Below are 25,113 nucleotides of genomic sequence, written 5' to 3'. Positions count from 1 at the left end.
TAGGGTCTCCTTTTTTATGCCTGAATTTCACTAATCGCTAACTGATTGATGAAATAATTAAATCCTTGATAGCCGTAGTGATAGGGGATTGCTATGATTACAAGCACTGGTGAACTCAAAGGGTTAAATGGATGATTCAAAAGATGCGGACAGTCGCAGTAGTGTTTTTGGCTGGTATGAGTATTTTGCTAACAGGATGTGTCTCAACTCAGTCTGGCGCGAATGAGCAGGGCAAGGTCATGGTTGAACCTGTGATGCCTGATTATAAGCTTGAAATCACCTTAGCTAAATTAAATGAAATTTTGTCATCCGCCGAGTTAACCGATGAGCAGAGAGCCAGGTTTCACTATGACCGCGGCGTTATCTATGACAGCGTCGGGCTGCGTATTTTGAGTCGAATAGATTTTCATCAGGCGTTGAAATTACAACCTAACCTTGCCGATGCTTACAACTTCATTGGAATTTATTATACTCAGGAAGGTGAATTTGAAAGTGCCTATGAAGCGTTCGATGCGGTTTTAGAGCTTTCTCCTGATTACGATTACGCCTTTCTTAACCGTGGTATCGCCCTGTATTACGGTGAACGCAACATGCTTGCCGTATCAGATATGGAGTCTTTCTACTCCCTGGATCAAAAAGATGGCTATCGCGCACTTTGGCTCTACCTGACCGAAAGTGAGATAAGCGTTGAACAGGCTAAAATAAGACTCGAATATAACCGAACTCAACTGGCGCCAAATGCCTGGTCTAATGAATTGGTTGATTTCTATTTAGGGAAAAAGAGTCGGGAACAGGTTTTCGCGGCCGCTAAAGAGGGGCTTTCTCATCCCAATGAGTACGCCGAACGCCTTTGCGAAGCCTATTTCTATATCGCCAAAATTGCCCAGCAGCAGGGAAACAACAGTGATGCGGCAAATTATTTCAGGCTCGCATTAGCAACCAATATCTATGATTTTGTCGAACATAGATATGCCAGAATAGAGCTGGCTAAAATTAATGCCAAACTTTATGCCGAAGAGTCAGCCAAGAACCCTCATTAAGACCTATCTATAGTGCAATAAAGCCATGCAATCTTTTATTCAGGTTGCATGGTCATTCAGACCATTCCCCTATTGGGAACATAACTTTCTTTAAACCCAGTCTCTACAATTTCGCTATGATTTGAGACTCCCTATGCTAGCTTTCACGCACTGTGAGGCATTCAGAATGAAATATTTTTTGTATTCGCTCACTCTGCATGTTTAATCTAGCTGTCACTGTCTAGCCAAGTCTTGGTCTAACCGCTATAATTGCCGCCTTTTAGAACACCAGAATCTGCAGGTTATCATGTCAGGCAATAAAGTTGAGGTCGACAAGCGTCGTACTTTCGCCATTATCTCTCACCCCGATGCGGGTAAAACCACCATTACCGAGAAGGTACTTTTATTTGGCAACGCGCTGCAGAAGGCTGGTACTGTAAAAGGTAAGAAGTCCGGGCAACATGCGAAATCTGACTGGATGGAGATGGAGAAAGATCGTGGTATTTCGATCACAACCTCTGTGATGCAGTTCCCCTATAACGGTGCGCTCGTTAACCTTCTCGATACTCCGGGTCACGAAGATTTCTCTGAGGATACTTATCGTACTCTTACTGCCGTTGACTCATGTTTAATGGTAATTGACTCGGCGAAAGGTGTTGAGCAACGTACGATTAAGCTGATGGAAGTGACACGACTTCGTGATACGCCTATCGTCACCTTTATGAACAAACTCGATCGTGATATACGTGATCCATTAGAGTTGATGGATGAGGTTGAGAAGGTACTGAATATTGCTTGTGCCCCTATTACCTGGCCAATTGGTTGCGGTAAAGAGTTCAAGGGTGTTTATCATCTTCTACGTGATGAAGTGATCCTCTATCAGAGCGGTCAGGGCCACACGATTCAGGATTCGACAATCATTAAGGGGTTAGATAACCCTGAACTGGATGCTGCCATCGGCACTTACGCAGCAGAGGTGCGTGAGGAGCTGGAGTTAGTTCTTGGCGCATCGAACGAGTTCGACCTTGAGCTGTTTCTTGCCGGTGAGTTGACTCCCGTTTACTTCGGTACAGCCTTAGGTAACTTTGGTGTGGATCATATTCTCGATGGTATCGTTGAATGGGCGCCTAAACCACAGGCACGCGAGACCGAAGTCAGAGAAGTGCAGCCTGAAGATGAAAAATTCAGTGGTTTTGTATTTAAGATCCAAGCCAACATGGATCCTAAACATAGAGACCGGGTGGCATTTATGCGCGTCTGTTCCGGCCGTTACGAACAAGGCATGAAGATGCATCACGTTCGTCTGGGTAAAGATGTGAACGTCAGCGATGCTTTGACCTTTATGGCGGGCGATCGAAACCGCGCCGAAGTTGCCTACCCGGGTGACATCATAGGTCTACACAATCACGGAACTATGCGTATCGGTGATACCTTTACTCAAGGTGAAAAACTGCGTTTTACCGGTATACCTAACTTCGCACCAGAAATGTTTCGTCGTATACGTTTGAAAGACCCTTTGAAACAGAAGCAGTTGCTGAAAGGACTGGTTCAGCTTTCCGAAGAGGGTGCGGTTCAGGTCTTCAGGCCTATCGATACTAACGACTTGATCGTTGGTGCCGTCGGTATACTCCAGTTTGAGGTCGTTGTTGGCCGCTTAAAATCTGAGTATAAGGTTGAAGCAATCTACGAAGCTATCAGCGTCTCGACCGCCCGTTGGGTGTATTGTGATGATGAAAGAAAACTTGAAGAGTTCAGACGTAAGTGCAGCACCAACTTAGCACTCGATGGTGGTGATAACTTGACTTACATTGCGCCTACTATGGTTAACCTGAATCTCTCCATGGAACGCTATCCGGATATTAAGTTCGCGAAGACGCGTGAGAATTAAGAGTCATATCTGAGCTCCGGACTTCAAAGTCAGCGCTGAAAGTTTGTTTCACAATTTAGTCTTGTTAAAGCCCCATACGAAAGTTTGGGGTTTTTTTATACCTTATATATGATGATAGATACGTATCAAGTGATATAAGTCAGCTATCGGGAGGGGGAATAATGAACTGGATTGTTAGATTGTGGAGTCGCTATATTGGCTGGTGTGATCGTATGGGGCTCACACCTGAAAATCGACGTAGCTGCGCTCCCAGGCTCACAGACCCAGAGTTGAGTGTCGATAGTGATATCGATAGGCCTGATTCAAACTCTGCTAATAAGAGCAAAGGGGAGTCATAGCGTGCCAACTCCTACCTCACATCTAAAGCATACTTCACCTCAAGTTAATGGCTCATCACCAACAAAACTGAGAATGATTGACAGCCACGCCCATCTGGACTTTCCTGAATTCGATATCGACCGTGAACAGGTATTTGATGCAATGAGAAGCGCCGGAATAGAGTCCGCCATCATTCCCGGGGTGTCACCCGAGCATTGGGATAATCAAATCGCAGTAGCAAGGCAGTTTAACTGCCCTTATGCGCTGGGGATCCACCCCTGGTATTGTCACTCAGATTCTTTAACGTTATTCGATGACCTAAAAGAGCGGGTCTCAAGGTGCTGCGATGATGTAAAACTGGTCGCTATAGGAGAGTGTGGTCTGGATAAGTTACGAAAAAGTAATTGGCAGGCACAGTTGATTCAGTTCGAACGTCAACTGACACTGGCAAAAGAGCTGGAATTGCCTATTATTTTACATGTTGTTAAAGCTCACAACGAGATGCTCACGCTATTAAAGCGCTATGCTCTGCCTAAAGGTGGCGTCATACATGGTTTTTATGGTGGGGTTGAGCTTGCTAACGAGTATATTCGACTGGGTTACAAGTTGGGGATCGGTGGGTTAATTTTGAACGATAGGGCCTTGAAGCTTAAAAATTGCATTGCAAGCATTTCTTTAGATTCTATCCTTATCGAGACAGATTCTCCCTCTATGGCACCCGAAAATTCGGCTGAAACACGCAATACACCGCTTGTTTTGCACTCAGTCGTGAAAGAAATAGCAAATTTACAGAAAAAAACTAGTGTTCTAATATCAGAACATGCTTTTCTCAATGCGGCGCAACTCTTTGACCTTTAATTTATTTTTAAATAAACAGGTGCTAATCGCATCGGAAGTTGTGAGTAAATCGCTGAAATTAAAGTTCAAAAATTTGATCGGAACGACCCTTTTCGCTACTTGGTCGGGTATAATCGGTCTCGAAAAAGGTTGGTTAACAACATAATTAAAAAGTATTAACAAATAGGGTGATGGTTAATGGATATTTTAATGAGTTTGGTAGGGGTGGTCACCCTACTTGCGATAGCGTTCGGGTTATCGAATAATAGAAAAGCAATTAACAAGCGTACCGTTTTTGGTGCATTAGCAATTCAGGCCGCTTTCGGTGGTTTCGTTTTATATGTTCCAGTCGGTAAAGATATTCTAAAGACTATTTCAGATGGCGTGTCTAGCGTTATCGGTTATGCTCAAAACGGTATCGGTTTCTTGTTCGGTGATTTGGCTAACTTTAAAGTTGGTTTCATTTTCGCCATCAACGTTTTACCAGTCATTGTTTTCTTCTCTTCTCTTATTGCTGTTCTTTATTACCTTGGCGTAATGCAGTGGATTATCCGTATTATCGGTGGTGCACTACAGAAAGCTCTTGGTACAAGCCGTACAGAGTCTATGTCAGCAACAGCTAACATCTTCGTTGGTCAAACTGAAGCACCACTAGTTGTACGTCCGTTTATCGCGACTATGACTAACTCTGAGCTATTTGCCATCATGGTAGGTGGTTTAGCGTCTATTGCTGGTTCAGTAATGGCCGGTTATGCGCAGATGGGTGTACCAATCGAATATCTAGTTGCCGCTTCATTCATGGCAGCACCAGGTGGTCTATTAATGGCTAAGCTGATGCACCCTGAAACTGAAGAAGCTAAGAACGATATGGAAGACCTTCCAGAAGACCCTGATAAGCCAGCTAACGTTATCGACGCTGCTGCTGCAGGTGCTTCTTCAGGTATGCATCTAGCACTTAACGTTGGTGCAATGCTTCTAGCGTTCGTTGGTTTGATTGCTATGATGAACGGCATTATCGGTGGTCTTGGCGGACTAGTCGGTATGGAAGGTCTAACTCTTGAATTGATTCTTGGTTATATCTTCATGCCTCTTGCATTCCTTATCGGTGTGCCTTGGAGCGAAGCACTCGTTGCCGGTTCTTTCATTGGTCAGAAGATTGTTGTTAACGAATTCGTTGCCTACTTGAACTTCGCTCCATACATGAAAGATATCGCTGATGGCGGCATGGTAGTTGCTGAAACAGGTCTTGCTATGACAGATAGAACAAAAGCGATTATCTCTTTTGCTCTTTGTGGCTTCGCTAACCTATCTTCAATCGCGATTCTTCTCGGTGGTCTAGGTGCTATGGCGCCAACTCGTCGTCACGACTTAGCTAAGCTAGGTATGCGTGCAGTAGTTGCAGGTTCTCTTGCTAACTTGATGAGTGCGACACTAGCGGGTCTATTCCTGGCACTATAACTCAACAGTTATAAACGTTAGGTAATCCAGGGGGGTGCCCCTGAACTATGACTCTGCTCAAACAGAGCAGAGTCTAAGTTAACACAGCCATTTTTCAGATTTAAATTTGTAAAACATATAGCTAATCTTTAACAGATTAATGATTAGCTGTGTGAGGATAAACACAATTTCAATTTCAGTTTTTGTCTAAAATACGATACGAATTTGTGTGATAGAAATTTTGTAATAGTAGTAATAGTTAGTTATTTGATTCAATGTTAAAACTTAGTGTTCGCAATTTTACATCAATACAGTTGTGCTTTGGCACAAAGTGAGTAAAATGCGGCACGATAAAAAGAAACGCTGACTCTTTCTCAAAAGAGCGGCACACCATAAAATAAATGGGGTTGATGATGAAAAACGTTAAAACTTTAGCACTAGCAGCAGCAGCTGTAGCAGTAATGTCTGCACCAACTTTCGCTGCTGACCGTGGTGACGATATCCGCGCTGGCGATTACAGCTGGATGCAGTTCAACGCAATGTACGCGTTTGACGAGCTTCCTTCTGCTGGTGAGAGTGGACACGATTACCTGGAAATGGAATTCGGCGGCCGCGCTGGTGTTGTTGACCTATACGGTTATGTCGATGTATTCAACTTAGCATCTGGTGATTCAGGCGATAAGGCTGAAGGTTCTGGTGCAAGCAAGATGTTCATGAAGTTTGCTCCACGCTTCTCTATCGATGCAATCACAGGTATGGATCTTTCAGCTGGTCCAATCCAAGAAGTTTACATCTCTACTCTATTCAACTGGGGTGGCGGTGTTATCGGTGAAGATGTAAACAATGTTGCCGTAGGTATCGGTGCTGATGTAATGGTTCCATGGTTAGGTAAAACTGGCATGAACCTTTACGGTTTCTACGACATTAATGATAAAGATTGGAACGGTTACCAATTCTCTATGAACTGGTTCAAGCCTTTCTACTTCCTAGAAAATGGCAGCTTCGTTTCTTTCCAGGGTTATGTTGATTACCAGTTTGGTGCTGATGACACTAAGGGTGACGAGTGGGTTCCTATGACTTCTAGCGGTGGCGCTGCATACTTCGGTGTTCACTGGCATTCAGACAACTACGCACTGGGTTATGGCCTGAAGGGTTACAGCGATGTATACCTTCTTGAAGATGGTGCTGGTAAAGTTGGTCTAGAAACTACAGGTTTCGCACATTACCTGACTGCTACTTACAAGTTCTAAGACCTGCTCTCAGAGTAATATCTTAGACTCTCTTCTTAGAGATAAGTAAGCATCTGTTAGAGCCGTGCAATGCACGGCTCTAAATTTAATTTTTACTTAAGCATGAGCTATATTTACTTAGTCTGTTTAATTAAAAGTTAATCTGTAAGTTATAAAGCTAAAAGATAAAGTTTTACGCGCTAAAATGGATTTTTCGCGGAAAGGCAGAAACCTTGCATTTCAGTTTCCCCTTCCCGGTCTTCAAGGATTCAAGTCGTGACCTAGTGTCAGGATGGCAGTTATTGAAGTTTGAACTATGAACATTCAAATTCAATAACTACACTGAATACCTGAATAAACAGATATCGCCAATGGTGATATCTAAGGCGACGCCCGAAGGCCCGGCCATAAAAATAATCAAAAATGCCACTTCCAGGCGCTGCCTTACGTAGATTTCTATTTCATCTTATTATTTGAATTACGTTTCGGAGAGCTATTATGAGCGATTTAAAAAAAGCAGCACAAAAAGCCATTGAATTGATGGATCTGACCACCTTGAACGATGATGATACCGATCAGAAGGTGATTGAACTTTGTCATAAGGCTAAGACGCCTGCCGGCAACACTGCAGCAATCTGTATCTATCCTCGCTTCATTCCAATCGCACGCAAGACACTGAACGAGATGGGCTGCGAAAGCATCCGCATCGCGACAGTGACTAACTTCCCTCACGGTAACGATGATATCGCTATCGCGGTACTAGAGACTCGTGCTGCCGTTGCTTACGGCGCAGACGAAGTCGATGTGGTTTTCCCATACCGTGCACTGATGGCTGGTAACGAGACTGTTGGTTTCGAGCTGGTTAAAGCCTGTAAAGAAGCGTGTGGCGAAGGTGTACTGCTTAAGGTGATCATCGAGTCTGGCGTACTGCAAGACCCTGCACTTATTCGTAAGGCTTCTGAGTTATGTATCGATGCAGGTGCTGACTTCATTAAGACTTCTACCGGTAAAGTTCCGGTTAATGCAACCATCGAAGCTGCTGAAATCATGATGACAGTGATCAGCGAAAAGAACACCAAAGTCGGCTTCAAGCCTGCTGGCGGCGTTCGTGATGCAGCTGCTGCCGGTGAGTTCTTAGGACTTGCTGCGCGTCTTTTAGGTGATGAGTGGGCGACGCCACGCACCTTCCGTTTTGGCGCGTCTAGCTTGCTAATAAACCTTCTGCATACCTTGGAACTAGGTGAAGCCGCTAAGGGTCCTCAAGGTTACTAAATAGTGTTGCCCTATTTTACTATTGGAAAATAGGGCCATCTTTTTTAGGTAAGTGTGATCTAAATCTATTTGGAAACACCAAAACTTGGTTAATATGTTTTGTAATTAAATTACGTTTTTTGGTGTTTCATTAAAGAGATTGTAACTATTTACTGAAAACTAGTTACACTCTGGAGGCAGTACCATGTTTCTAGCTCAAGAGATTATTCGTAAGAAGCGCAATGCTGAGGCGTTGTCAAAAGAAGAGATTCAATTTTTCGTTAAAGGTATTACCGATAACACGGTTTCAGAAGGTCAGATAGCAGCGCTGGGTATGGCGGTCTATTTTAATGACATGAACATGGATGAGCGTATTGCGTTAACGACATCTATGCGTGACTCGGGTACCGTTCTAAACTGGAAATCACTGGACCTTGATGGTCCTATCATCGATAAGCACAGCACTGGCGGTGTTGGTGATGTTATCAGCTTGATGCTTGGCCCTATGGCTGCAGCATGTGGCGGATATGTTCCGATGATCTCAGGCCGTGGCCTTGGTCATACCGGTGGAACGTTAGATAAGTTTGATGCTATTCCCGGTTACCAAACCGAGCCAGATAGTGCACTGTTCAGAAAAGTAGTTAAAGAAGCCGGTGTCGCCATTATTGGCCAGACGGGCGACTTGGTTCCTGCCGATAAGCGTTTCTACTCGATTCGTGATAACACCGCGACTGTCGAGTCTATCTCACTCATTACCGCTTCAATTCTCTCTAAGAAACTGGCTGCTGGCCTCGATGCTCTTGCTATGGACGTTAAAGTCGGTAGTGGTGCGTTTATGCCTACCTATGAAGCATCTGAAGAGTTAGCACGTAGTATCACCGCCGTTGCAAACGGTGCGGGAACTAAGACTACAGCGCTGCTTACCGATATGAACCAGGTATTGGCTTCATGTGCGGGTAATGCCGTTGAAGTTAAAGAAGCGGTCGATTTCTTAACGGGTGCATACCGTAACCCTCGTCTCTATGAAGTGACCATGGGCCTATGTGCAGAGATGCTGCAGTTAGGTGGCATCGCTTCGAGCGAAGCTGAAGCGAGAGAGAAGCTAAATCGCGTTCTCGACAACGGTAAGGCGGCTGAGATATTTGGTCGTATGATCTCTGGTCTTGGTGGACCTGCAGATTTTATCGAAAATACGGGTCTGTATCTGCCAGAATCTAAAATTATCCGTCCTGTCTATGCTGACCAAACCGGTTTTGCTTCGGCGATGGATACTCGTGAGCTCGGTCTTGCGGTTGTTACCTTAGGTGGTGGCCGTCGTAAGCCAGGTGACGCACTCGATTACAGTGTCGGTCTGACTAAAGTTTGTGCTTTAGGTGATGAGATTTCTGCTGATAAGCCAATCGCCTTCATTCATGCGCAAACTGAGAATGCGTTTGCTGAAGCTGAAGCTGCGGTTAAGAAAGCCATCCACGTAGGCGAGACGAAACCAGAAAAGACTCCTGAAATATATCGCTATATTCGTGAGTCAGATCTGTAACGGAGCATTAAGTATGAAACGTACATTTATTATGATGTTGGACTCATTTGGTATCGGAGCGGCGGCAGATGCTGAAGCGTTCGGTGATACCGGGTCTGATACCTTTGGCAATATCGCAAAAGCGTGTGCCGAAGGAAAAGCAAACGAAGGTCGTGAAGGCCCGTTGAAGCTACCTAATCTTGCACGTCTGGGCCTTGCCCAAGCATCGAAAGAGAGCACGGGCCAGCTTCCAGCCGGTTTCAGTGACGATGTTGAGATCATTGGCGCCTATGGCCATGCCGATGAACTCAGTACCGGTAAAGATACGCCTAGTGGACACTGGGAGTTAGCGGGTGTACCTGTTCTGTATGAATGGGGATACTTCAGCGACCATACCAACTCTTTCCCGAAAGAGCTGACTGATAAAATTCTAGCCAGAGCCGGCTTGTCAGATTACTTAGGTAACTGCCATGCATCGGGTACTGCGATTTTGGAAGAGCTCGGTAACGAGCATATGACCAGTGGCTTGCCAATTTTTTACACTTCGGCAGACTCTGTATTCCAGGTGGCGTGTCACGAAGAGACTTTCGGACTAGAGAATCTTTATACTTTGTGTCAGATCGTTCGTGAAGAGCTTGAGCCATATAACATTGGTCGCGTAATTGCCCGTCCTTTCGTTGGCACGGGTCCTAGCGACTTTGCTCGTACGGGTAACAGACGCGATTACGCGGTTGAGCCGCCAGCAAAGACGGTACTCGATAAACTTAAAGATTCCGGTGGTGAAGTGGTGAGTGTCGGTAAGATTGCCGACATCTATGCACACTGCGGTATCACTAAGAAAATCAAAGCATCTGGCCTCGAAGCATTGTTTGATGCAACGCTCGAAGAGCTGAAAGTCGCAGGTGATAACACGATAGTGTTTACTAACTTCGTTGACTTCGATTCTCACTTCGGTCACAGACGTGATGTTGCCGGTTACGCGAGAAGCCTCGAGTATTTCGATTCTCGCCTGCCTGAACTGATGGCGCTGATGGGCGAAGACGACCTATTACTGCTAACTGCAGACCATGGTTGTGATCCGACTTGGCCAGGAACTGACCATACTCGTGAACGTGTGCCAGTATTGGCATACGGAGCAGGACTAGAAGCTGGCTCATTAGGCCGCCGTAAGAGTTTTGCCGACATGGGTCAATCCATAGCAAGTTACTTTAAACTTGAGCCTATGGAATATGGCGAGTCGTTTATTAAGTAAAGATTAATAGCGATAAGATAAAATCTTATCGCTAGCTTTAGTTTTTAAGTGAAAATTTTGGCGGTTAGATGATGGCCGCCACATACAAAGGCTTAGGTATGCTTACTTTTTAGTAACGCTTAAGTTTCATTATATAAGGGGTTATATAGATGGCTACACCGCATATTAACGCACCAGAAGGCGCATTCGCTGATACAGTGCTATTTCCAGGCGATCCACTACGTGCTAAGTACATTGCAGAGACTTTCCTGGAGAACGTTGAGCTAGTTACCGACGTTCGTAACATGTTCGGCTACACCGGTACTTATAAAGGGACTCGTATCTCTGTTATGGGTTCAGGCATGGGTATTCCTTCATGTTCTATCTACGCGACAGAGTTGATTAAAGACTACGGCGTTAAGAACCTGATCCGTGTCGGTACTTGTGGTGCGGTTAGCACTGACGTTAAAGTTCGTGACGTTCTAATCGGAATGGGTGCTTGTACCGATTCTCAAGTGAACCGTCTGCGTTTTAAAGGTCAAGATTTCGCTGCTATCGCCGACTACAGCCTACTAAGTGCCGTAGTTAAAGCTGCTGAAGCTAAAGGTACTAAATTCCGCGTTGGTAACGTATTCTCTGCCGATCTTTTCTACACTCCAGACCCAGAAATGTTCGACGTTATGGAAAAGATGGACATCTTAGGTGTCGAAATGGAAGCTGCCGGTCTTTACGGTGTTGCTGCTGAGTTCGGTGCTAAAGCATTGTGTGTTTGTACTGTATCTGATCATATCCGTACCGGTGAAAAGACCTCTTCTGATGAGCGTCAAACTACCTTCAACGAAATGATCGAAATGACACTGGAAGCTGCAATTACACTTTAATGATTAACTCACTATTCATTAGTGAGACTGATCGGGTGTAACAGCTAAGTGTTATGTAAAATCCCCTCCATCGCTATCCGTGCGATCGGGGATAAGCAGATCCATATACAAAAGGGCTCATCAGAGCCCTTTTTTGTTATCTGATGTTCTTGAACATGGGCTAAACCTGGTTTATCTCTTATTCAGTTTTATCAATTTCTTCGCTTTTTTCGGCGTTCTCGCCATTCGCCTTACCTTTACCCGCTTGCTTCTTTTGACTCTTAGCCAGTGCCTTCCTGAGTTTTTCCTGCTCTCTCTTCCTTAACTTTCCAGGCTTCTGTCTTAACTTTGCCCGTGTTTTACGGCGGTCGAAATCGGCCCTCTTGAAGGAGAGTGAGCGGGATAGCAACATGCCGATTAAGCCTGCGATGATCAACATCATCTGCTGCTGTTCCATATTGATCTGGTGAGCCTCTTTAATCTCGTTAAAGAATAATCTGGGCTCTAGCCTGACCTCGATAAAACCTAAATTAATGTCATCTTGTGTTACCGCCTCAACATAGGGAGGGTAACGTTCCAGCAGTTTATTGAGCTCATCAGAGTCAGGCTCAAGCTCCTCATCGGTGACACTCTGCGCAAATGATAGCCTCTGTCCATCCTCACTGAAAATACTGGCCGACATCACCTTGGGGTCTTCTACTAAGGCGCTGGCGAGCCATTGCAACTGTTCATCATTTTGCAATTGGAGAGCCGGTGCCGCCCCGTAGGCCGTCTGCTGAACGAGTAATCTTGCCATCTTTTGCGTTTGGGACTTTAGAAGCTGCTGCCCTTGTAGTAGGCTGGTTTCCCATAACTGAATCAGACCCACAGCGAGTGTCAGCGCTATGGCCATCTGCAGTAGTCTGCTAATTCTATGGCTCTTTTTCAGTCCTTTAAGAAAAAACACTTTATACCTGAATTTATTTGGGTTTACCTAATCATAATTGATTATGGCCTTACCCGGTAGTTGGAGATGCGTTACTAATGGAAAGTCTGAGCCACACTTCACTGTTTTCATGGTTAATTAATGAAGAGACAGCCAGTTATCAATTTCATGGCCAGGCTCTGTCACGCCATGTCGAGTGCCAGGCTCCACAAGGAGGAGCCAGACTTAGACTCATCTATGCAATGCGAGATGTTGAGGCTGAGATAGCGAGGGCGATTTCTCAGTCGACCTTACCCTTCAGTTTAGCGTTCATCGACAGAAAGAGCGGGCTTAACTGCATCGAACTATGCAGTGATGAGCCACTTACCCAGACACATCTGCAGTTGTTCTCCTCCCTTGAGAAGGTTGAAGCTTTTTCAATGGCTGCAGAGCCGCCGACCCTCAATAGCCCGGGTTTATTGGTGATGGATATGGACTCGACCGCTATCGAGATTGAATGTATCGATGAGCTGGCAGCCATGGCTGGGGTCGGCGAAGCCGTTGCCGAAGTCACAGAGCGGGCGATGCTGGGGGAGCTCGACTTTGAGGAGAGCTTGAGGGGCAGAGTATCTCAGCTAACCGGGGCCGATGAATCAATTATTCAAACCTTGTGCGATAAACTGCCTTTAATGCCCGGGTTAACCGAGATGGTGAGCGAGCTGCAGTCTCATGACTGGCGTGTGGTTGTCGCCTCGGGTGGTTTTACCCCCTTTGTCGGGCACCTTAAGGAGTTATTAAACCTCGATGCCGCCTATGCTAATAAGCTGGATATCGAGGGGGGGAAGCTGGTCGGCACCGTTTCCGGACAAGTGGTCGATGCGCAGTTTAAAGCCGATACCGTGCAACGATGCGCGCAGTTGTGGGATATCCCTCAAGGGCAGAGATTAGCCATAGGTGACGGTGCTAACGATATCCCCATGATAGAGGCGGCAGATTTCGGCATCGCCTATCATGCTAAGCCTAAGCTAAAACAGGCTGCCGATGTCTCTATCAGTCAGCTGGATTTAAGGGTGCTGCCGTATCTGTTACTGCTAGACTCAATCTCTTCCTAGAATCGCAATCTCTATAATACTAACGGTATAAGGCTATAAGGCTGCTTGGTGCAGCTTTATGGCCCACTGTTTAGGCGTTATTTTTATGTTTAAAACGACGTTTATCTTTCTGAACTTAATCCTGTTATTTTATGCCTTGCGTTTTACCTTGTGTAAGTTGAGTAATTACTCTTGTTTTTCCTATACTGACTCAGTAAATTAATCTCTAAATTAGAAAAAGTGATTCGCTCGTGGCCATAAAACAAGACTCGCATTTTATCCCATACCTCGGCGGTAGACTCCATTTGAGGCAGATTCGTTCGAGTGATAGCGACATCAAAGAGATGTCAAAACCACCGATCCTGATGCTTCATGGTGCCATGTCCAATGGACGTGTCTTCTACAGTGAAACCGGAAGGGGGCTGGCGTGCTTTTTAGCCGAGGCAGGATTTGTTGTCTATGCGCTCGATACACAGGGACGCGGCCTGAGTACGCCAAAATTGCAACGCGGCTTTACTGGCGGCCAGGGGGAGGTTATTCGTGACCAGCTTCCCTTGATCCATCACTATATTCTCGGGTTACACCCTAAAGTATCTAAGGTTCATTGGTGCGGCCATTCGTGGGGCGGCGTGCTTATGGCCAGCGCGATTAGCCGATTCCCCCTGTTTCAGGACAGTGTGGCCTCACTTCTTACTTTTGGCAGCAAGCGCAGGATTAAAATCAGATCGCTGAAGAAGTGGATGATGGTCGATCTGGGGTGGAACAAGTTGGCCCAAGCTATAGCATGGAGTCATGGCTATCTGGCTGCCGACAAGTGGCGAATGGGAATGGATAATGAGAGTCGTCAGTCACTCGCTCAAAGCATCGATTGGGTGAGGGGAGATTGGATAGACCACGATGACGGTTTCGATTACGCAAGGGCCGCCAGAGATGTTGCCGAGCAGGGAAAGTGGCCCAAGTCCTGGTTTATTGCGGGCTCAGGGGATCATGTCTTAGGAAACCCCGCCGATGTGCGACGCATGGTTGAGGAGTGTCAGCTTAAGGATGTGAACTATACCCTGTTATCTAAATCCAAGGGGTTTAAACACGATTATGGCCATGCCGATATGTTGACCCATAAAGATGCGGTGGACGATCACTTCATTCAGGTCAGACAATGGTATCTGAACTGTAAGCCCGAGCGAAGACACTGTTGATTAGTTGGTCCCCTAGCTTTCGCGGCTGAAGCCGCTCCTACATGGAGGTTTACACCTCCATTTATTACCATCATCTCTGGCTCAGGCCGAAACCTCAAGTTGCTGCTCAGGGTATTCATAAAGGTCGGGGTATCTCAGCTGAACCTCTTCGGTAATATCCAGCAGCTCGCCAACTCCGATGATCCGCCATAACAGCTCCTCTAATTTCTTAGATTTATGGGGGGCGTGTGCGTTGATATATTCGAGCTCCCGACGAATGTAGCCCAGATCCGGTTTTCCCGATGCTCCACGATAGACTCTCAATGCCATAAAACGTCCCAGATTATTACTCTGGTTGATGAAGTGCTGTCTGGCATTGTTATCACCGATCTCCGTTGGCGGAAGACACTTTACCCTGACCTGGCCCTGAGATTGTCTCGATACCTGAAGATAGACTTCAAAGTACTCTAAACCGTTTTGGGGCTTCATGGCTCTGATAGGATCGATGAACTCTCTCTTCAAGCGCCCATCTTTAAGTAGAGACTCTAAGTTGTACTCTAAGTGTTCAGAGGCTGACGCGGCGAAGAGATCCATGATGACATTTTTATGGGTGCCTATCCCCAGAGTTGAAAGCTGTGCCGACTTGGCCGTTTTTTCGATAAAGAAAGGCACCGAATCTAAATGGCGCATAAACAGGTTTTTTAAACCGTCAGCCAACTCTTTGGTTTCACTGTGGGCCTCAGTGACCTTTTCCAGCTTCTCTTCGTTATGGATGATGAGTTTATTTAAAAACTCAACCCCCGCATGGGGGCTATGCCCCATCGCCGCAGCCAGATGAATGGTGACGTTATTCTTTCTGGTTCTTATCAGTCGATAAGCGAGATGGTTGAGTTTAGTTTTCCCGGCAAGCGGCTGTAATTTAGGGAAGCTCAACAGTAGTGGTGCTGTTTTATTAAATTGAACCGGACTTTCTAGGGTCAGTTGCAGCCCTTTACTCGATATGTCATGGGTGAAGCCTGTCGCCGTAAGCTTGCCCTGGTTTATGTTTACCTGAGTTTTGAAGGCGAAGCGCGCCTCATTTCTTCTCTCGCTAAATTGAAGTGAAAGCAGTTTTATCGGGTTGGCGGTGACTTTCTGTTGGCCAAATATCTTCAGTTCGTTGACTTTTTTATCACTCTTACCACCCCAGGTCTGATAATCGACCTGAGCGTGTTCGGCCGTGAGGTCTATCAGTTGTAATACATGAGTGAATCGCTTGAGTTGTGCCTCGGTCAGTGACGAATAGCCACTATCATCACCGGGGAGAATGCTGGCTTTGTAGCATTGGCTATGGTCTATCTTGTGATGCGCTAACTTAAAGACTTTCCATGAAGCTTTGGTGGCGCCAAAGCTGAGAAACAGCGCCAATAGTTTTTTGCTTTTAAGTTCGGCTAATGTCGCCGAGTAAAAAAAGACGCAACCTTGAGTCTGAAAGGTGAAGCAGAAGAAGAGGCTGTGATCTTTATTGTCAGGCTCACCGAGCAGTGCGTGTAATCTCCGGCTAGACAACATACCCGACAGTTGACTGATATCCCTCTCATCCCGGAAGAAATATTGTAGCTGCTGATTATCGCGGCTGAGGAGCTTATGAGTGATTTTATACTGACCCTCATCGGATTCGACAAATAACGGCAGGTGAGGAAGATGAGGCAGATAGTGACGCTCAAAACCCAGGCCGGTCGCAGCCACTAAAACGTCATTGATATCGACCTTATAGCGGTACTTGTAACCTTTAATCAGGTTCGACAGCATTTTTGCCAGCTCTTCTGTGCCGCCGACGCGTTTGAGACGCATCCAGCAATACTCAGAGCTGGTCTGTGTATCGACTATTTCGTAATCGACCCCTTTTTGAAGGTCTTCATAATAATACTCTTCGCTCAGCTCCAGCAGTTTGACTCTTATCGGTTTATCGAGATCGAAATTATGTGCCAGCGGCAGTCTTATCCGTGCGCCACCTACCGATAGGTCGACGGTGATCCCGGGGATCTCGGCTCTTCCCGATTGCAGTGTCGAGATCCGAATGCTGTAATTCATCCTCTCTTCACAGCGATTAAAGTAATTACCTAAGACGACGCCCTTTGCGATGAAGGGGGTGAGTTGCCCGTTGTCTTGACTGTTTTCACCGCTACGTAGTTTTAGCTTGCGCTGCTTATGTGCTTCGATGACCTGCTCATAAACCCCTAAGGTATATTGATCGCGATAAAGCGCCATAGATTGCATAAAGCTCTCTTTAGCGGGACTGTCGAGATAGTGATGCTGATTGTTGTGGATCACCTCTTCACAGGGGAGTTCAGACTTGTCTCTGAGATCTATGATACGACTGCAAGGCGAAGAGATTCGATTGAGTTCCATCTTCAGCAAAAAGCGGGTGGAATTCGATTCATCTGCTGTCAGCTGCTGAAATAGCTCCTGAAAATCGGGTTCCATTAACAGGGGCTTGAGCTGCTCAATTAAGGCGCTATGTTCGTCTAAACTCATCTACTCGCTTCTTCTTATGGGATCTATTCTATCTTGGGCTGCTGTTATGTAGCTGATAGTATTATGTCGCTGATAGCATTTAGTCACAGTTAGCGTTCGGTTACTGATAATATTATGTCGGCAGGTAACGACACTACTTGATAGCTAACTGGTAAAACCATCATATTATAACTCCTTATTCTTAGACACTATCATTTAAGTTTTGGATTATAGATCTCCACTTGTCATTGCAGGAATTTGGCTGCAAAGGAAAAGTCGCTTTCTCAAGCTCATATCTTACGTCATAATCGACCTTTCGGGTTCAGTAACTATCTATCTTCCTATATAAAGAGCTATGGCTAAAATTAAAACAGCATATGTGTGTAATGAATGTGGTCAGGACTTTCCCAGGTGGCAAGGCCAATGCAGTGCATGTCATGAATGGAATACCATCACCGAAGTTCGCCTAGGTGCGGTTAAGTCTGCCGGCGCTTCGGTGTCGGGTTATGCCGGTGCGGTTGGCGGTGGCTCAAAAAAACTCAATGAAGTTAAGGAAGTTGAAGCCGAAAAGATGCTGACCGGCATAGGTGAGCTGGACCGCGTTCTGTGCGGCGGGTTAACTACCGGCTCGGTGAATATTATCTCCGGCGACCCCGGGGCGGGTAAGACCACCATACTGTCCGATCTCGTCTCTCGCATGTCACAGTTGATGCCGTCACTCTACTGTACAGCCGAAGAGTCGCTGTCACAGTTTAAAAACCGTGTGAACCGTCTTAAGCTGAGCTGTAATGAAGATAACCTGTACCTGATGGCGGAAACGAGCGTCGAAGCCATCATTGCCGAACTCGAGGCAAAGCAGGTTAAGTTTGCGGTGATAGACTCAATTCAGGCGGTCGTCACCGACCTGGCTAATGGCAGCCCGGGTTCCCCTTCGCAAGTTAAAAGCAGCGCCCAGTCACTGACGCAATACTGCAAGCAGAATAACGTCACCATGTTCCTTGTGGCGCATGTGAATAAAAATAATGAAACCGCCGGCCCACAGACCTTGATTCATATCGTCGACTGTCTTACCCACCTGGAGTGCAACGACGGTCAGGTGCGTACCCTCAGAGCCAATAAAAACCGTTTCGGGGATGTCGACACCGTCGGTATCTTCAAGATGACCGAGCGCGGCATGCTCAGTGTCGATAACCCCAGCGAAATTTTCCTCTCCGGCTCGACGACTCAGTCTCCGGGAGCGGCTATCACCTGTATCCGCAAAGGCAACCGTAACCTGCTGCTTGAAATTCAGTGCTTAACCACCGAAACCGAGGGGGAGTTCCCCCAGCGCGTCTGTGTCGGGCTTAATATGAACCGTATTAAGATGCTGACGGGGATCTTGCGTAAACACACCAAGACGAAGATTTTTCACGATACCTATTTCAACTTAGTCGGCGGGCTCAAAATCGATGAGTCAGAAACTTGTATCGATCTGGCGTTGGTCACAGCACTGCTAAGCAGCCTAAATGATTTCGTTGTCCCAAGAACCACCTGCATCATGGGGGAGCTGAGTCTGAATGGTGATGTCCGCCCGATAGATAGTGGCGTGCCGCGGGTGAAAGAGGCCGTTCAACATGGGTTCACCGAAGTGTTTATCCCTTTCCGTAACTACCACAAGTCGATGGAAGGGCTAGGGGCTAAGATCAATCCGGTAAAGACTATCCATGAGTTGCTTGAGTTAATAAATTAACTCTACTAATTTCATTTTTCAGATGTGGGCGGGACTTGTCAGATAACAAGTTTCAAATATCCTATTAGTTAATCAAGCTTCGCTTGAATCTTTATCGTTAGACTGCGTCTAACAACTAACGTCGTGGAATTCCATTCCACACCAGGGCAAGGAGGACTGCTCGTCCTTATCCTCCTTGCATCCTCCATGACGCCCCGGCGAAGTTACATGCATTAAGTACAGGCCTCCGGTCTATCTTGAAAATAACTAACGTTTTCGATGGGGCATCCAAGCCCCCCGAAAACTAACTCCACATCCATGTGGAGTTCACGATGTTTTCTACGATACCCTCCGGCAACTTCCAACGGGGAACCGTCGAACCGGGTAGCGATGAGTTGGAAGGTTGCTCAAATTTCTTGGTCAATTTCGCCAATGCCCACTGCTGCATTTCACCAGCTCTGGTTTCGAGGTGTTTTTTTCTTCTATTAAAGTGGGTGAGATAGGTTTAAGCATTGTGCTTTACCTGTAGGAGCGGCTTTAGCCGCGAAGCTCTTAATGATGTATTGCTTGAATTCCAGCTTACTCCCCCATTTCACATTACAGAAAGTAGGAGTAACGCGATTTAAACCTGTTAAAAATTGTTGGCGAAAATGGAAGGACGCTTACCAAGCTCGAAACCATAGTACTATTATCGATACTATGATGTGAAAACAAGTTAGTGGTATATTAAGTAAAATCTAGTCCAACGGAAGGATTAAATATGAATTTATTAAAACTATCTCTTATTGGATTCATGCTTTTATGGAATCAAGCCCATGCACAAAATTCAGTAATCAGTGGTGGAAATTTTACCGAAAACATTAACATCGTTGACGGAAAATTTGAGCATCAATTTGTTATTCCACAATCAGCATCTTTAGTAGTTAATGTAATGCTTCCTGAATCGACTGAAGTACAGAATATCAGCGTTACCTTGGCTGATGGGACGGTTGTGACCACTGAAAATGCGGACGAGCACAATGTCTCAATTAAAAGCTTCATACCAGTAGGTGCCGAAAGTATTTGGGTCTTTCCAGTTAGAACGGTATTTATTAAATTAGCAGGTGTCCCAGTTGGTGCCACTACTATTGCCGGGGATGTGACAGTAAACAACTCCAAAAGCATGATACCAATAGCATTTTCGTACAAGGGAGGGGGGCTTTCTTTCGAAAATGATGTGAGCCCTATCATTGCAGTAAATACTTCTACTACCGTTTCATTGACACAAACGATATTAGAAGATGGTTTACAGACACTTAATCCAGCAAATGCTGTTTTAACTATTCACCACAAGGATTTACCATCTGTAACTAAGCAGATGTTCGACGATGGGGCATTAGGTGATCTGCTGGCAAATGATGGCATTTATTACACCGGTTATATATTTCCTCAAACTGGGAGGTATAGCTTATTTTTCGAATCAACAGTTGTAGATATTAATGGCGTTACTCACAAAGACAGTTCATATTCGTCTATAAGAGTAAATTCTGTATCGCCATTTCAATTAGCAGGTAACTTTACCGATCAAGGAGTTGATACAGATGGTGATGGGTATTTCGATCAGTTAAAAATAGTTATAGAGCTGGAGGGAAGTATTCCGTTAGATAAGCAGTATTCTCTTGCTGTACAGATAGGTTCATCTGAGAAATCCTATAACACTAGCTACTCAAAAATCGATCCTCTAAGTTCAGAGCATAGCGTATATTTCGATGGGTTGAAGTTAAGGAAGTGGCATAATTCAGGCCCTATCAATCTAGAAATTGTAAAAGTATTTGATGATACAAACCATAAGCTTGTGAGTTACCATGAAAATCTCGGGTCTACAAAACAGTATGACCAGAATGATTTTGCCCGAAAGAAAGAAATTATCGACCAAAAATCCGCTACATTTTCATTTGTTGACGAAGACGGAAATAATATTTATGAAGGGATAAAAGCTTCATTTATTGTTGATGTGCTTGAAGATGGCGTATACGAGGCTAGAGCGCGACTCAAGGAAGCTGCCATTCACAACGTATGGGATTCAAAGCACTTTCAAAGTAAAGCGAGGCAGACACTTACGGCAGGAATCCATACTTTTGATATTATCTATCCTGCCAAAGATATAATCGAAACGAATCTCACAGGCCCTGGAGAACTCGCTTTATTCACATTCTATAGGTATGACGATAAGGTTTTTAGAAGTGTAGATAAAAATCTTTTTGGTATAACTCCCCCATTCGTATGTTGGGATTTTGGGGACTGCTCAGCATCAGGACATAATACGAGCCCAATAGCTTCAGATGATATTTATTTTTATATCGAAGGTTTCTTGGATAACTCTGGAGAACCTAGAGTTGTATTAGACTTGTTATCCAACGACGCTGACCCTGACGGGGATGATATTAAGTTGGTCAATTCCAATTTAATTGAACCCACTAATGGTACAGTCAGTTATTGTAACTCAGGTGGTAAGCATTGCTATATCCCTAATCCGGGCTTTTCAGGAGTCGATACTTTTACTTATAATATAATTGATTTTTATAGCAAAAATGGTATCGCAAAAAGCGGTTCTGATACCGGAACAGTTACAATTAATGTTAGAGCAAACAACATGGCTACTCCAGCCAACGATTACGCAGATGGAACATCTGGCCAACTCATAACAATTGATGTTTTAGCGAACGATACTGACCCTGATGGAGATAACCTATTTATTGTTTCTGTAGACCAACCCTTAAATGGCTCTGCCAATGTAGTTAATAATAAGGTTGTATATACTCCCGCTGCCGAGTTTGTTGGTACTGAGCTATTTAACTATGATTTTAAGGAACAAGATCTTGCTTCAGGAATGACTGGTGGCTATATCTATTCAGGAACTATCGAAGTAACGGCTAAGCCCCAAAATTAAAAGCCGATAACAACGCTAGAAATTAAAATGTACAACTGGCTACTATCGAGTTGATTCAGACTTGCTTTGTGGCATTTTCTTATTAGTAATCTCAACCAACATTCCAAAATCGAAGAGGTATCTTTCTTTTGAATCACCAAGTGTAGATGTGGCTGAGGGTATCGAAAACAGGGAAGTTTTCGCTAAGCGGCCACGGACGGCTTTACAACGATATCCGTATCTAAAAGCCAGTTCGGCATCCATGCCTCTCGTTCATAAGCTCAGAAACCTGAGGTTTCTATTCACCGTCCCGAAGGAGTATCTGCACATCCCCCGCCGGAGGCGATAGATAACAACGAAGGTTAAACCTTCAACCATCCACCCAATATCAAAGAAACAGACTGAAAATGTAAAACCACCTTCATTCGAAGGTGGCAGATGTTGATGGGTTAGTCTTTTCTGTCATGCACATCGATAAAGTGTTCCAACTCTCTGTTAAGTAGGGCCGAGTCCCCCAGATTTAGCTCCAGCATTCGGCGCAGGTGGCTGATGCTGTCGACGTCGATATGGATGCAGCTTAATCCGAGTTGCCCCTTTTCCTTATAGGCGAGTTCGGCTTCCATGGTTAGCTCGATATCAGAGTCGGGCAGAGAGAAGCTGAGAAACAGGGCGCCGTCACCGAGAGTGAAATCGGCGGGCTTCTCGACTAAGGCACCGTTTAGGCTTAAGTCATGAATTTTCGTGGTCCATATATTTCTGCCTTGGGTGAGACTGGCTTTAGTATCAAACAATATACGGGAAAACTGACGTCTCTCATCCATACGCTATCCTTAATCTGGTTGTCAGAAAAGATCTTGAAAAAATTTATACGCTTAGGCCTAAGCATAAGCCAGTTTATAGTCAGAGTAAAAAATCTACGACTATAAATCTGCTTTCATTGATCTCAGCGCTAAAAATTGAACAATAAATGCCACTAAGGGTGAATATTTTACGCATTGCTTATATGCAAATATGAGAAAATGTGAATAATGTAGGAAGTGTTCTGAGGTGGGGTTAGATACCGTGGCGTATAACGTACTGGTTGTTGATGATGAAGCGGTAATTCGCGCAAGACTGAAAGGCTATTTTGAGAAAGAGGGCTATCGGGTTCATGAAGCTCAAGATGGCGAACAGATGTGGAATGAGTTCAATCGTCAGCACATCGATCTGGTGATGTTAGATATCAATCTTCCCGGTGTCGATGGCCTGAGTTTGGCCAGAGAGTTACGTAGCCGCTCCGATGTCGGCATCATCCTGGTGACCGGACGCGATGAAGCTATCGATAAGATCATCGGTCTAGAGATGGGCGCCGACGATTATGTGACTAAGCCCTTCGAGCTGCGTGAGCTGCTTGTCAGAGTTAAAAACTTGCTCTGGCGGATGTCGTTAGTGAAAAAAGCGGAGCAAGCCGTGGTTGAGCAACTCGACCAGAAGGATGATGAAATTGCCTTCGATAATTATGTGCTAGAGCTCAATAGTCGTAAGTTGAGGCGCGGCGATGAGCTGATAAAGCTGACTAAAGCCGAGTTTGAGTTATTAGCCGCATTTGCCCTTCATCCACAGCAGGTTCTGTCTCGTGAGCGGTTGATGCAGCAGACTAGTCATCGAAATCAGGATGTGAATGACAGAACCATAGATGTGATCATCAGGCGTCTGAGAAACAAACTCGATGCGGATCTGTTTGTCACCGTACACGGGGAAGGTTACCTCTTCTCTGCGACAGTGAGTGGATAAGCTGTAAGCTTGCTTGTATACCTCGCTTGTATGCTTGAGATGTAGGAGCGGCTTTAGCCGCGAATGCTCCTGCTCTTGAGGGCTAGATCTTGAATGCTCGTCATCCTGAATTCATTTCAGGATCCAGCTTCAACGCCTTCGAGTCCGGGATACTCATTATTCGGGCATTGCTTTTGTCATGAGCTCATTACTTACAACTCACAACTTTCTTAGCTTTCAAAATCAGTTAACTCTGTAAATGGGATAAAATTCGGCGGGAGCCAGACTGTCGCTCAATATGTTATCGCTCAACACATCTTTTTGTAGCATCTGAATGGCGGGGCCGATATCACCAAACTCCCCCGCGCCTTCCAGTACTCTCACCATAATATCTATGGCCAGCTTTCCCTGCAGAACCACCAAGTCATCGCTACTGAAGGCGACTTTATTCCTGAATAAACCGCGCAGAACGGCGGGAGAGAGGTAGCTGCTGACCAGTTTGACCCGCTCCTCAACCTTCTTATGTTGGATCTCCCCGATTGCGGCTTCAATGGCTACGGCGCTGCCTAAGATATAGTCTGGGGTTTGGTCGTTGAGTAGGTGATGCAGTTGATCCCGGTAGAGATTACGGTTGTTATCGGCGTGACGAATGGATGAGATTGTCACTTTACTGTTTTCGAGAGCGGCCATTATCCCCTGTTCGACCCAATCACTGCCCCCCTGTTTCTCCGGCCCGGTCAACAGGGCAAGGGTGGTATTGGCTTGCTCCTTACTAATACTCTTGTGATGGGGCTTGTCATGATTCTCAAGACGGCTCTTTTCTACCTGATCTTTAATGAAGTGACCGGCATGCCAGCCCATCTGATACCAGCTGACGCCGACTCGGGTCTTAATTTTCGGGCTGTCGATGCGGTTAACCAGCGCGATGACAGGCTTAGTGATAGGGTCGTAGTAATAGGATAAAAGCTTAGGGTCGACACTGCCGAGTAAAATAGCGTCGTAGTCATGGTTCATGCAGTGAGAGAGTTGGCTTAACTGCTTCTTTTTTCCATAATAACTCCCAGCCTCAAATAGCTCGAGTTTAATATTGAGGGCTTTAGCATGTTGAACTAAGCCGTAATCGATGCCAATCCAATAGGCATCTTTAAGATGAGGCACTAAGGCGCATATTTTCCATGGTTTTATGGTATTTTTAAGAGGATGATAATCCAGAGCTGAAGCGTGTTGAATTTTGGCATTATAGGGAGTGCGTTGCTCTAATGACCAGTTTAATGAGGACGGCGTGCTATGTACGTTCATCGTAAAAAAAAGCGGCAATAAACAGATTATAAATAAGTTTATTTTGCTCTGTAGGCACTGTTTCACAATCATGGACCTGCGTCATTTTGAGTTTTATATCTAAATCGCATTGTATCATTAAAACATTCAAGAAATATGAGTGAGTCATTTATCACCATCTGTATTATTTCAAGTTTGATATTTAAAGCATATTT

19 protein-coding genes are annotated in these 25,113 nt (G+C 45.3%); 15 read left to right on the top strand and 4 right to left on the bottom strand.

Annotated features, from left to right (window positions below; all coding sequences use genetic code 11):
• Positions 1-131: 131 nt before the first annotated feature.
• The 10 genes from nlpI to deoD all read left to right on the top strand — a co-directional run bounded on the left by nlpI (position 132) and on the right by deoD (position 11,607).
• On the top strand, positions 132-1,040 hold the full coding sequence (gene nlpI, locus SSED_RS17680; RefSeq protein ID WP_012143717.1) for a lipoprotein NlpI: 909 nt from the start codon (positions 132-134) through the stop codon (positions 1,038-1,040).
• Positions 1,041-1,326: 286 nt separating this feature from the next.
• Positions 1,327-2,907 carry a peptide chain release factor 3 gene (prfC, locus tag SSED_RS17675; RefSeq protein ID WP_012143716.1) on the top strand — a complete coding sequence of 527 codons (1,581 nt, stop codon included), beginning with the start codon at positions 1,327-1,329 and terminating at the stop codon, positions 2,905-2,907.
• Between the two features lie 161 nt (positions 2,908-3,068).
• The gene (locus SSED_RS24870; protein WP_190273169.1) at positions 3,069-3,245 is read left to right on the top strand and encodes a DUF5363 family protein; all 177 of its coding nucleotides are present in this window, start codon (positions 3,069-3,071) and stop codon (positions 3,243-3,245) included.
• A gap of 73 nt (positions 3,246-3,318) precedes the next feature.
• Positions 3,319-4,083, top strand: coding sequence for a TatD family hydrolase (locus SSED_RS17670; protein ID WP_041422273.1), 765 nt, complete (start codon positions 3,319-3,321; stop codon positions 4,081-4,083).
• A 177-nt stretch (positions 4,084-4,260) separates the two neighbouring features.
• Positions 4,261-5,520 carry a NupC/NupG family nucleoside CNT transporter gene (locus tag SSED_RS17665; RefSeq protein ID WP_012143714.1) on the top strand — a complete coding sequence of 420 codons (1,260 nt, stop codon included), beginning with the start codon at positions 4,261-4,263 and terminating at the stop codon, positions 5,518-5,520.
• A 392-nt stretch (positions 5,521-5,912) separates the two neighbouring features.
• Positions 5,913-6,749, top strand: a complete 837-nt coding sequence (locus tag SSED_RS17660; RefSeq protein WP_012143713.1) for a nucleoside-specific channel-forming Tsx family protein — start codon at positions 5,913-5,915, stop codon at positions 6,747-6,749.
• Between the two features lie 477 nt (positions 6,750-7,226).
• A complete protein-coding gene (gene deoC / locus SSED_RS17655; protein ID WP_012143712.1) occupies positions 7,227-8,000 on the top strand; it encodes a deoxyribose-phosphate aldolase in 774 nt (257 codons plus the stop codon).
• Between the two features lie 184 nt (positions 8,001-8,184).
• Entirely contained in the window at positions 8,185-9,516 is a 1,332-nt protein-coding gene (gene deoA / locus SSED_RS17650) for a thymidine phosphorylase (RefSeq protein ID WP_012143711.1), read from the top strand.
• A gap of 13 nt (positions 9,517-9,529) precedes the next feature.
• Positions 9,530-10,747 (top strand): phosphopentomutase, encoded by a 1,218-nt coding sequence (locus SSED_RS17645; RefSeq protein ID WP_012143710.1) that lies wholly within the window; start codon positions 9,530-9,532, stop codon positions 10,745-10,747.
• A gap of 149 nt (positions 10,748-10,896) precedes the next feature.
• A complete protein-coding gene (gene deoD / locus SSED_RS17640) occupies positions 10,897-11,607 on the top strand; it encodes a purine-nucleoside phosphorylase (protein ID WP_012143709.1) in 711 nt (236 codons plus the stop codon).
• A 178-nt stretch (positions 11,608-11,785) separates the two neighbouring features.
• Here deoD and SSED_RS17635 read toward each other — a convergent pair whose 3' ends face one another.
• Positions 11,786-12,532, bottom strand: coding sequence for a YtjB family periplasmic protein (locus SSED_RS17635; RefSeq protein ID WP_012143708.1), 747 nt, complete (start codon positions 12,530-12,532; stop codon positions 11,786-11,788).
• A gap of 77 nt (positions 12,533-12,609) precedes the next feature.
• On the opposite strand from SSED_RS17635, the gene serB reads away from it, so the two are divergent.
• Positions 12,610-13,602: a phosphoserine phosphatase SerB gene (serB, locus tag SSED_RS17630; protein ID WP_012143707.1), complete on the top strand. Its 993-nt coding sequence runs from the start codon at positions 12,610-12,612 to the stop codon at positions 13,600-13,602.
• A 230-nt stretch (positions 13,603-13,832) separates the two neighbouring features.
• Complete coding sequence (locus tag SSED_RS17625) at positions 13,833-14,777, top strand: alpha/beta fold hydrolase (protein WP_012143706.1); 945 nt, start codon at positions 13,833-13,835, stop codon at positions 14,775-14,777.
• Positions 14,778-14,858: 81 nt separating this feature from the next.
• Here the strand turns inward: SSED_RS17625 and SSED_RS17620 are convergent, their stop codons facing one another.
• Positions 14,859-17,273, bottom strand: a complete 2,415-nt coding sequence (locus SSED_RS17620) for a PilZ domain-containing protein (RefSeq protein WP_012143705.1) — start codon at positions 17,271-17,273, stop codon at positions 14,859-14,861.
• A gap of 334 nt (positions 17,274-17,607) precedes the next feature.
• On the opposite strand from SSED_RS17620, the gene radA reads away from it, so the two are divergent.
• Positions 17,608-18,981: a DNA repair protein RadA gene (gene radA / locus SSED_RS17615; RefSeq protein ID WP_012143704.1), complete on the top strand. Its 1,374-nt coding sequence runs from the start codon at positions 17,608-17,610 to the stop codon at positions 18,979-18,981.
• Positions 18,982-19,720: 739 nt separating this feature from the next.
• Positions 19,721-21,889 (top strand): Ig-like domain-containing protein, encoded by a 2,169-nt coding sequence (locus SSED_RS17610; RefSeq protein WP_012143703.1) that lies wholly within the window; start codon positions 19,721-19,723, stop codon positions 21,887-21,889.
• A 428-nt stretch (positions 21,890-22,317) separates the two neighbouring features.
• Here the strand turns inward: SSED_RS17610 and SSED_RS17600 are convergent, their stop codons facing one another.
• Positions 22,318-22,689, bottom strand: a complete 372-nt coding sequence (locus SSED_RS17600) for a PilZ domain-containing protein (protein ID WP_012143702.1) — start codon at positions 22,687-22,689, stop codon at positions 22,318-22,320.
• A 241-nt stretch (positions 22,690-22,930) separates the two neighbouring features.
• On the opposite strand from SSED_RS17600, the gene torR reads away from it, so the two are divergent.
• A complete protein-coding gene (torR, locus tag SSED_RS17595) occupies positions 22,931-23,641 on the top strand; it encodes a two-component system response regulator TorR (RefSeq protein WP_012143701.1) in 711 nt (236 codons plus the stop codon).
• Positions 23,642-23,863: 222 nt separating this feature from the next.
• Here torR and torT read toward each other — a convergent pair whose 3' ends face one another.
• On the bottom strand, positions 23,864-24,991 hold the full coding sequence (gene torT / locus SSED_RS17590; protein ID WP_012143700.1) for a TMAO reductase system periplasmic protein TorT: 1,128 nt from the start codon (positions 24,989-24,991) through the stop codon (positions 23,864-23,866).
• Between the last annotated feature and the right edge of the window lie 122 nt (positions 24,992-25,113).

It is taken from the genome of Shewanella sediminis HAW-EB3 (assembly GCF_000018025.1).
In the GTDB taxonomy this organism is placed as follows: domain Bacteria; phylum Pseudomonadota; class Gammaproteobacteria; order Enterobacterales; family Shewanellaceae; genus Shewanella; species Shewanella sediminis.
Note: the sequence above shows the minus strand (reverse complement) of the source record. Positions and strands in the feature narration are given on the sequence as shown.

Coding starts and splice junctions, on each gene's coding strand:
- SSED_RS17660 (WP_012143713.1), top strand. CDS start 5,913: ATGAAAAACGTTAAAACTTTAGCACTAGCAGCAGCAGCTGTAGCAGTA.
- deoC (WP_012143712.1), top strand. CDS start 7,227: ATGAGCGATTTAAAAAAAGCAGCACAAAAAGCCATTGAATTGATGGAT.
- serB (WP_012143707.1), top strand. CDS start 12,610: ATGGAAAGTCTGAGCCACACTTCACTGTTTTCATGGTTAATTAATGAA.
- nlpI (WP_012143717.1), top strand. CDS start 132: ATGATTCAAAAGATGCGGACAGTCGCAGTAGTGTTTTTGGCTGGTATG.
- prfC (WP_012143716.1), top strand. CDS start 1,327: ATGTCAGGCAATAAAGTTGAGGTCGACAAGCGTCGTACTTTCGCCATT.
- deoA (WP_012143711.1), top strand. CDS start 8,185: ATGTTTCTAGCTCAAGAGATTATTCGTAAGAAGCGCAATGCTGAGGCG.
- SSED_RS17665 (WP_012143714.1), top strand. CDS start 4,261: ATGGATATTTTAATGAGTTTGGTAGGGGTGGTCACCCTACTTGCGATA.
- torT (WP_012143700.1), bottom strand. CDS start 24,991: ATGATTGTGAAACAGTGCCTACAGAGCAAAATAAACTTATTTATAATC.
- radA (WP_012143704.1), top strand. CDS start 17,608: ATGGCTAAAATTAAAACAGCATATGTGTGTAATGAATGTGGTCAGGAC.
- SSED_RS17620 (WP_012143705.1), bottom strand. CDS start 17,273: ATGAGTTTAGACGAACATAGCGCCTTAATTGAGCAGCTCAAGCCCCTG.
- SSED_RS17610 (WP_012143703.1), top strand. CDS start 19,721: ATGAATTTATTAAAACTATCTCTTATTGGATTCATGCTTTTATGGAAT.
- SSED_RS17600 (WP_012143702.1), bottom strand. CDS start 22,689: ATGGATGAGAGACGTCAGTTTTCCCGTATATTGTTTGATACTAAAGCC.
- SSED_RS17670 (WP_041422273.1), top strand. CDS start 3,319: ATGATTGACAGCCACGCCCATCTGGACTTTCCTGAATTCGATATCGAC.
- deoD (WP_012143709.1), top strand. CDS start 10,897: ATGGCTACACCGCATATTAACGCACCAGAAGGCGCATTCGCTGATACA.
- SSED_RS17645 (WP_012143710.1), top strand. CDS start 9,530: ATGAAACGTACATTTATTATGATGTTGGACTCATTTGGTATCGGAGCG.
- SSED_RS24870 (WP_190273169.1), top strand. CDS start 3,069: ATGAACTGGATTGTTAGATTGTGGAGTCGCTATATTGGCTGGTGTGAT.